The sequence below is a fragment of the Secundilactobacillus similis DSM 23365 = JCM 2765 genome (genome assembly GCF_001311075.1).
GTDB lineage: Bacteria > Bacillota > Bacilli > Lactobacillales > Lactobacillaceae > Secundilactobacillus > Secundilactobacillus similis.
The window spans coordinates 1-1,288 of record NZ_BBAD01000166.1 but is presented as its reverse complement, the minus strand read 5'-3'; the positions used below and the strand labels follow the sequence as shown (position 1 = coordinate 1,288).

The following is a 1,288-nucleotide window of genomic DNA, read 5'->3' as shown; positions in this document are numbered from 1 at the left end:
GCCTCACCGGCAGAAATCAAGGAGAATGACTACAACTTAAATATTCCGCGCTACGTTGATACGTTTGAACCGGAACCCGATATTAATCTGGACCAAGTTAAAGCTGATCTGAAGCAACTAGACCAGGAAATCAGTCAGAATGAACAAGCCTTTAATGAATTAGCCAGCCAGTTAGTGACCACCCAGGTGACTGACCAGTCAAAACCGGAGGCCCACAATGAAAGATAACCAAGCTAAATATCCGCAATTAAGATTTAAAGGTTTCACTGACCCTTGGGACAAGCGTTATCTTGGCGATTACGTGGTTGACTATACTGAGAAAACTACCCAAGAAAACCAATTCCCTGTCTTGACGTCTTCGCAGCAGCAAGGAATTGTACTGCAATCCGAGTATTTCTCAGACCGTCAAGTAACGACTGACGAGAATATCGGATACTTTGTCTTACCTCGCGGATATTTCACATATCGAAGTCGAAGCGACAACAATATCTTCGTCTTTAATCGTAACGACATCATTGATAAAGGAATCATCAGCTATTTCTACCCCGTGTTTGGTTTGATTAACGCAGATTCAAACTTCTTTCTCCGGCGGATTAATAATGGTCTTAATAGGCAATTGGCAATTGCAGCCGAAGGGACTGGCCAACACGTCTTGTCCCTAAAAAAATTCAAGAAGATGGAAACCAGGTTCCCGTCGCTACCAGAACAAAAACAAATCGGGGAATTTCTTGAGTGCCTCGATGATCTCATCACAGTCAACCAGTGTAAGTTAGCTAAGCTTAAGGAACTTAAACAGGGCTATTTGCAGAAATTGTTCCCCAGAAATGGTAGCAAGTTCCCGCAATTAAGATTTGCAGGGTTTGCTGACGCTTGGGAAGAGCGTAAGTTGAGTACTGAATCTACAATAACAGCTGGTGGTGATATTGATAAATCGAAATTAAAAGAAGTTGGAGAATATCCAATTTTTGCTAATGCTCTTACTAATGATGGCATTGTAGGTTACTACGACTCATCTTACAGGGTGGAAGCACCCGCTGTTACTGTGACAGGTCGCGGAGATGTAGGGAACGCAAAGGCTAGAAAAGTTAATTTTACACCTGTAGTACGGCTACTAGCTGTTAAATCAAACCATGATGTAGATTTTTTAGAGAATGCAATTAATAATCATAAAGTATTAGTTGAATCAACTGGTGTTCCACAACTAACAGCACCACAATTAGGAAATTATAAGATATTCTTTCCGACTGGAGAAGAACAACAAAAAATCGGATCATTCTTTAAACAGATA

Annotated in this window: 1 protein-coding gene and 1 pseudogene; both read left to right on the top strand. The window is 40.9% G+C overall.

The genetic code is table 11. From position 1 onward, the window contains the following. A pseudogene (locus JCM2765_RS16500) lies at nucleotides 1–228 on the top strand (type I restriction-modification system subunit M); the annotation flags it as partial. Continuing rightward, the coding region (locus JCM2765_RS17360; protein WP_156301854.1) for a restriction endonuclease subunit S at nucleotides 218–1,288 on the top strand (1,071 nt) is incomplete at its 3' end. The pseudogene JCM2765_RS16500 and the gene JCM2765_RS17360, both read left to right, overlap by 11 nt.